Annotated in this window: 7 protein-coding genes; 6 read left to right on the forward strand and 1 reads right to left on the reverse strand. The window is 42.6% G+C overall.

Annotated elements, in window-relative coordinates; translation table 11 throughout:
* Window positions 1-368: 368 nt before the first annotated feature.
* Window positions 369-1,085 carry a GntR family transcriptional regulator gene (locus A0765_RS08285; RefSeq protein ID WP_062005956.1) on the reverse strand — a complete coding sequence of 239 codons (717 nt, stop codon included), beginning with the start codon at window positions 1,083-1,085 and terminating at the stop codon, window positions 369-371.
* 140 nt (window positions 1,086-1,225) lie between these two features.
* Here A0765_RS08285 and A0765_RS08290 point away from each other — a divergent pair, with 140 nt between their 5' ends.
* The 6 genes from A0765_RS08290 to A0765_RS08315 all read left to right on the forward strand — a co-directional run bounded on the left by A0765_RS08290 (window position 1,226) and on the right by A0765_RS08315 (window position 6,920).
* A complete protein-coding gene (locus tag A0765_RS08290) occupies window positions 1,226-3,013 on the forward strand; it encodes a glycoside hydrolase family 35 protein (protein ID WP_062005957.1) in 1,788 nt (595 codons plus the stop codon).
* A complete protein-coding gene (locus tag A0765_RS08295) occupies window positions 3,010-3,486 on the forward strand; it encodes a PTS sugar transporter subunit IIB (protein ID WP_045498334.1) in 477 nt (158 codons plus the stop codon). Before A0765_RS08290 ends, A0765_RS08295 begins: the two co-directional genes overlap by 4 nt.
* Before the next feature lie 26 nt (window positions 3,487-3,512).
* Complete coding sequence (locus A0765_RS08300) at window positions 3,513-4,427, forward strand: PTS mannose/fructose/sorbose/N-acetylgalactosamine transporter subunit IIC (protein WP_062005959.1); 915 nt, start codon at window positions 3,513-3,515, stop codon at window positions 4,425-4,427.
* Entirely contained in the window at window positions 4,414-5,232 is an 819-nt protein-coding gene (locus tag A0765_RS08305) for a PTS system mannose/fructose/sorbose family transporter subunit IID (protein ID WP_005591340.1), read from the forward strand. Before A0765_RS08300 ends, A0765_RS08305 begins: the two co-directional genes overlap by 14 nt.
* An 11-nt stretch (window positions 5,233-5,243) precedes the next feature.
* A complete protein-coding gene (locus tag A0765_RS08310; RefSeq protein ID WP_048763128.1) occupies window positions 5,244-5,648 on the forward strand; it encodes a PTS sugar transporter subunit IIA in 405 nt (134 codons plus the stop codon).
* Window positions 5,649-5,756: 108 nt separating this feature from the next.
* Window positions 5,757-6,920 (forward strand): SIS domain-containing protein, encoded by a 1,164-nt coding sequence (locus tag A0765_RS08315; RefSeq protein WP_062005961.1) that lies wholly within the window; start codon window positions 5,757-5,759, stop codon window positions 6,918-6,920.
* The last annotated feature ends 196 nt before the right edge of the window (window positions 6,921-7,116 follow it).

Raw genomic sequence — 7,116 nt, forward strand, 5'->3', positions numbered from 1 at the left:
CGAGCAAGACGCAGTGGTTGAGTGGGCTCTACTACGCTGATTTCATCAGCTTTTACAGCCCTACTCAACTGTGCGGAGGTGGGACGACGAAATCGAATTCTAGCGAATTACCGATTTCTGTCCCACTCTCATTTTTATTATTCTCGAATGTATGATAAAAGTTTTGTTTTTGTTGGTTTTCAGTCCTAGACTACTAAGAAAATATACGAAATTAAAAAATACTGTTTATTTTCTGTCATTTTTTGATGTTTATTAAACAAAAATCGTTTAAATACCTTGCAAATTGGTATAGATAGGTTTATAATAAGGATAGGCTAGTTGGTCAGGAAATGAAAAACGACAGCTCATAAGAACCATCGTTTTTCAGATTAATGATCGCGACTAGAAGAAATAAATTTGATTTTGAAGAAATCGCCACGCTTGTAGGTTTCGCTGTACTCTAGGATTTGTCCAGTATTTTCCAGTTTTGTGATCTTGACTTGATGCACAGTTGGGAAGTTTGGATCAATTTCTAAGGTCTTGGCAATGTCTTTTGGCGTTGGAAAGACGATTTCGTTGGTTTCTTCGAAATACTCATCATTCATGTGGATGTGATAATCCGTCTTGAAGCGATTGTAGATCGAGCTGTAGTAGTCCAAATCTGGATAGTTTGGATTGATGTACTGTTCAGGAATGTAGGTTTGGTGATAAATATAGACTTTATCGCCGGTCCTTCTGATACGGTCAATCTTGTAGTAGAACTGGGACGGTGTTAGTTCTAGTTTGTCCAAGATTTTCAATTCATTTCCGCGTTTGATAGACAGAACAGTCACCTTATCCTTTTGGATAGGGAAAGTTTCAATATCAGAGAATTCCACACGCTTGTGTTTTCTTGCGCGTGAAACAAACGTTCCCTTCCCTTGCTGACGGATGATGTAGCCATCATTCGCAAGTTCGTTCAAAGCGCGGACAACGGTGATGGAACTGACGTTGAACATCTTGATTAACTCAGCTTCTGTGTAGAATCTATCACCGTTTTCAAAGTTACCAGAAATGATTTGTTGTTTCAAATCATCTTTGATTTGTTGATATTTAGGAATAGCCATTGTGCTCACCTCTCTTTTTTTATCCCTCTCTATATTGATTTTAACATATTTTTAAAAAAAATGTTGACATTTATGCAAAAGTTTATTATATTAATATTAATAAGAAATGAAAGCGTTTTAAATCTAGGAGGAATGGGGAGATGAAGAGATTTGAAATAGGCTCTTCTTTCTACTTGGATGGTCAGGAGTTTAAGATTTTATCAGGAGCGATTCACTATTTTCGGATTCAGCCGGAAGACTGGTATCACTCGCTTTACAATCTTAAAGCCTTAGGCTTCAATACAGTTGAGACCTATGTTCCTTGGAACATGCACGAGCCAAAGAAAGGCCAGTTTGACTTTCAGGGAATTTTAGATATTGAGAAGTTTCTTCAGATTGCTCAAGATTTAGGATTATATGCCATCGTTCGCCCTTCGCCCTTTATCTGTGCGGAGTGGGAATTTGGCGGCATGCCAGCCTGGCTCTTGACGGACGATATGAGAATTCGTTCTTCTGATGCTTCCTATCTTCAGGCTGTTGCAGACTACTATGATGAGTTGCTTCCTCGCTTGGTTCCAAGGCTCTTGGACAAGGGCGGGAATATTCTCATGATGCAAGTGGAAAATGAATATGGCTCTTACGGGGAGGATAAAGACTACCTGAGAGCGATTCGGCAGATGATGTTGGACCGAGGCCTTGATTGCCCGCTCTTTACATCGGATGGTCCTTGGCGGGCGACGCTGAGAGCCGGTACGCTGATTGAGGAAGATTTATTTGTTACAGGAAATTTCGGCTCCAAGGCAGATTATAATTTTGCCCAGATGCAGGAATTCTTTGATGAGCATGGCAAAAAATGGCCGCTCATGTGTATGGAGTTTTGGGATGGTTGGTTCAATCGTTGGAAAGAGCCAATTATCAAAAGGGATCCTGAGGAATTGGCTCAAGCTGTCCATGAGGTTCTGAAACAAGGCTCTATCAACCTCTATATGTTTCATGGCGGCACCAATTTTGGCTTCATGAATGGCTGCTCGGCCAGAGGTGTGACGGATTTACCACAGGTGACCTCGTATGATTATGATGCCCTGCTTGATGAACAGGGAAATCCAACTCCGAAATATTTTGCAGTGCAAAAAATGATGGAAACCTACTATCCTGAGCACCCACAAATGAAACCGCTCACAAAAGAATCTTTTGAACTGAGAGACATTGCTCTGAGTGAGAAGGTGAGTTTGTTTGAGACATTAGCTGATTTGGCTCAGCCAGTAGAGAGTCTCTATCCTGTCAAAATGGAGGATTTGGGGCAGAGCTATGGCTACTTGCTTTACCGTACCGAAGCCAGCTGGGATGCGGATGAGGAAAAAATACGGGTGATTGACGGGCGAGACCGGATGCAGCTCTTTGTGGACGGTAAGCTTAGGGCAACCCAGTATCAATCAGAGATTGGTCAAGATATCTTTGTCACTGGTAAAAAGAAAGCGACCCACCAGATTGATATTCTGATTGAGAATATGGGTCGGGTCAATTACGGGCACAAGTTCTTGGCAGATACCCAGCGAAAAGGGATTCGGACGGGCGTTTGCAAGGATTTGCACTTCTTGCTGAATTGGCAACAGTATTCACTTTCATTTGGAAATACAGAAAATATCGATTTCTCAAAAGGATGGCAGCCAGATCAACCAGCTTTCTACGCTTTTGACTTTGAAATGAAAGCGCTTAAAGATACTTATTTAGACTTGTCCGGTTTTGGAAAGGGCCTTGCCTTTGTAAATGGCGTCAATATCGGTCGTTTCTGGAATGTCGGACCAACCTTATCGCTTTATATTCCGCATAGCCTTCTGAAAGAAGGAAGGAACCGCATTATCATTTTTGAAACGGAAGGGGAATATGAAGAATCAATTAACTTAGTTAACCAACCTACATTTAAAACAATAAAGGGGGAAAATTTATGACAATCGTAGGTGCACGTATCGATGGACGTTTGATCCACGGACAGGTAGCCAATCTCTGGACTACCAAACTCAACATTTCACGCATTATGGTGATTGACGATGAGGTAGCTGAAAATGCTATCGAAAAGAGCGGACTCAAATTGGCAACGCCGCCAGGAGTGAAGCTCAGCATTTTGCCAATTGCTAAAGCAGCAGAAAACATCTTGGCTGGTAAGTATGACTCACAACGGCTCTTTATCGTTGCTCGTAAACCAGACCGTTTCCTTCGTTTGGTAGAGGCTGGTGTTCCACTGGAAACACTGAACGTTGGCAATATGTCTCAGTCAGACGAAACTCGCCCCATCACTCGCTCTATCAATGTGGTTGATGCGGATGTGGAAGCTTTCCACAAACTGCATGAAAAAGGAGTGAAGTTGACAGCTCAGATGGTTCCAAATGATCCGGTTGCGGATTTTATGAATTTGTTAAAATAAGGAAAAATTTTTAGGAGGTCATTGTCATGATACAATGGTGGCAAATTTTACTACTCACTCTGTACTCAGCTTATCAAATCTGTGATGAGTTGACGATCGTTTCTTCAGCAGGTTCACCTGTATTTGCTGGATTTATCACAGGTCTCATCATGGGAGATTTACCTACAGGTTTATTGATTGGTGCCAACCTTCAATTGGTGGTACTCGGTGTTGGTACCTTCGGTGGTGCTTCTCGTATTGACGCTACTTCTGGTGCGGTTCTTGCGACTGCTTTCTCAGTAGCTCAAGGGATCAAACCTGAACTTGCGATTTCTACAATTGCCGTTCCAGTAGCTGCTCTCTTGACTTACTTCGATATTCTTGGTCGTATGACTACAACTTACTTCGCTCACCGTGTAGATGCTGCGATTGAACGCTTTGACTACAAAGGCATCGAACGCAACTATCTCCTTGGTGCTCTTCCTTGGATGGCATCTCGTGCCCTCCCAGTCTTCTTTGCCCTTGCCTTTGGTGGAGCTTTCGTAGAAACTGTCGTTACAGGTATCTCTAACGTACAATGGTTGGCAAACGGTCTGAAACTTGCAGGTCAAATGCTTCCAGGTCTTGGATTTGCAATCTTGCTTCGTTATCTTCCAGTGAAACGCAACCTTCACTACTTGGCACTTGGATTTGGCTTGACAGCTATGTTGACAGTGCTTTACAGTAATGTTCAAAGCCTTGGTGCTGCAGTGTCTAGCATTGTTGGTTCTGAAGTGTTCTCTAAACTTCCAAAAGAACAAGCTATTACTTTTGTTAACAACTTCAAGAGTGTATCTATGATTGGTATCGCCATCATTGGCGTCTTCCTTGCAGTACAACACTTCAAAAACAGCCAACGTACAGTCGTAGCTGCTCCAGTAACTGAATCAGAAAGCGGGGAAATTGAAGATGACGAATTCTAATTACAAACTAACAAAAGAAGATTTTAAACAGATTAACAAACGTAGCTTGTTTACCTTCCAATTGGGTTGGAACTATGAGCGTATGCAGGCTTCTGGTTACCTTTACATGATTTTGCCACAATTGCGCAAAATGTATGGAGACGGTACACCTGAACTGAAAGAAATGATGAAATTGCATACGCAATTCTTCAATACTTCACCATTCTTCCACACTATTATCACTGGTTTTGACCTTGCTTTGGAAGAAAAAGATGGTGTGAAATCAAAAGATGCGGTCAATGGTATCAAGACAGGTCTCATGGGGCCATTCGCTCCTCTTGGAGACTCAATCTTTGGATCATTGGTGCCAGCTATTATGGGGTCAATTGCTGCAACTTTGGCTGTTGCAGGAAACCCAGCCGGTATCTTCCTATGGATCGCTGTTGCAGTTGCTTATGACATTTTCCGTTGGAAACAATTGGAATTTGCCTATAAAGAAGGGGTTAACCTCATCAACAACATGCAAAGTACTTTGACAGCTTTGATTGATGCTGCATCTGTACTTGGTGTCTTCATGGTTGGTGCCTTGATTGCCAGCATGATTGGTGTTGAAGTTTCTTGGGCTCCACACATCGGGGACAAAGCAATTGAAATTCAAGATATGCTTAACCTCATCTTCCCACGTTTGGTACCAGCCATCATCACAGGTGTAATCTTCTGGTTGCTTGGACGTAAGGGTATGAACTCTACAAAAGCTATCTTGCTCATCATTCTTGCAGCGATTGCGTTCTCAGCGTTTGGTCACTTCTTCTTTGGAATGGCATAATGGTGTAAATTATGAGCAAACAATTAATTTTGATTAGTCATGGTCGCTTTTGTGAAGAGCTGAAAACAACCACTGAGATGATTATGGGACCTCAAGCGGATATTCATGCCGTTGCCTTGTTACCAGAGGAGGGACCAGACGATTTCACAGCTAAGTTCTTAGACACAGTCAAGGATTTTGAAGACTATATTGTCTTTGCAGATCTTTTGGGAGGTACACCATGTAATGTAGTCAGCCGCCTTATTTTAGAAGGTAAGGATATTGACTTGTACGCCGGCATGAATCTGCCGATGGTGATTGAGTTTCTCAATGCTTCTCTGACAGGAGCTGATGTTGACTATCCGAAAAATGCAGTCGAAAATATCGTTAAAGTCAATGATATTTTAGCAGGCTTATCAGATGATGAGGATGAGTAGGACTGTTTTCTAAGGAAAAAAGAAATGAAGGGGAGTGGGGAATTTTCCCATTCCCTCTTTTAAAAGCAAATAACTAATATATCGATGTTTATTTTTGAAAGGACTACCATGCTAGATTATTCAAAAGAGAAACTGGTTGAATTAGGCGCTGAAATCACCACGCGTGAAATCTACCAACAGCCAGATGTTTGGCAGACAGCTTTTAATACTTACAAGGCTCAAGCTGACCAAGTCGCTGCTTTTCTAAAAGGTATCGAAGAAAAGCATGATTATATAAAAGTCATCTTTACAGGTGCGGGAACTTCGGCTTATGTAGGCGATACGTTATTGCCATATTTCAGAAAGCTTTATAACGAGCGCAAATGGAATTTTAATTCGGTTGCGACGACTGATATTGTGGCTGGTCCTGAGGTGCATCTGCACAAGGAAATTCCAACGGTTCTCGTTTCTTTTGCCCGCAGTGGCAATTCGCCAGAAAGTGTTGCGACAGTGGACTTAGCCAAGCAACTGGTTGACGAGCTTTATCAAGTGACCATTACCTGTGCTGCAGAAGGGAAACTAGCTCAGCAGGCTCATGGCGATGAGCGGAATCTCCTCTTATTGCAACCAGCTCCATCAAATGATGCTGGCTTTGCCATGACTTCCAGCTTCACCTCTATGATGTTGACAGCTCTTCTGGTTTTTGACCCAGCGGATTTGGCTCAAAAAGAAGCAAGAGTAGCTGAGTTGATTGCCTTGAGTCAAAAGGTTTTGGCAGATGTAGCTGACGTTCAGGCTTTGACAGAATTAGACTTTAACCGTGTCATTTACCTTGGGGCAGGGCCATTCTTTGGTTTGGCGCACGAAGCACAGCTGAAAATTTTGGAGTTGACCGCTGGGAAAGTTGCGACCATGTATGAAAGCCCAGTTGGCTTCCGCCATGGACCAAAATCTCTGATTAACGAAGAGACGCTTGTGCTGGTATTTGGCTCAAGGGATGCATACACCAAACGTTACGACTTGGATTTGGTGCGTGAAGTGGCAGGAGATCAGATTGCTCGCAAGGTGGTCTTCTTTACAGAGCACAGAGAAGACTTGGAAAATGTTGAGCAAGTGGTTCTTGAAAGTGATATCTTGGAAGATAGCTATCGAGCCTTCCCTTACATCGTCTATGCTCAGCTCTTCTCTCTCTTGACTTCTTTGAAAGTGAAAAATCGACCAGATACACCGTCTCCGACAGGTACGGTCAATCGGATCGTTCAGGGAGTTATCATCCACCCTTTCCAGCAGTAGAAAGCTGAATATGGAAAAGTCAAACATTAGTCATGGGAAAGCTAGTTATTAAAAAGACTTTCAGATGAAAAGGATGTGTTCCATCCTTGTCCCCTGGCTAAGTCAAGAAAGAGAGTGGGACAGAAATCGGTCATTCGTTAGAATTCGATTTCGTCGTCCCACCTCCGCACAGTTGAGTAGGGCTGTAAAAGCTGAT

Origin of the sequence: Streptococcus cristatus (genome assembly GCF_001588905.1) — a bacterium.
Lineage (GTDB): Bacteria > Bacillota > Bacilli > Lactobacillales > Streptococcaceae > Streptococcus > Streptococcus cristatus_N.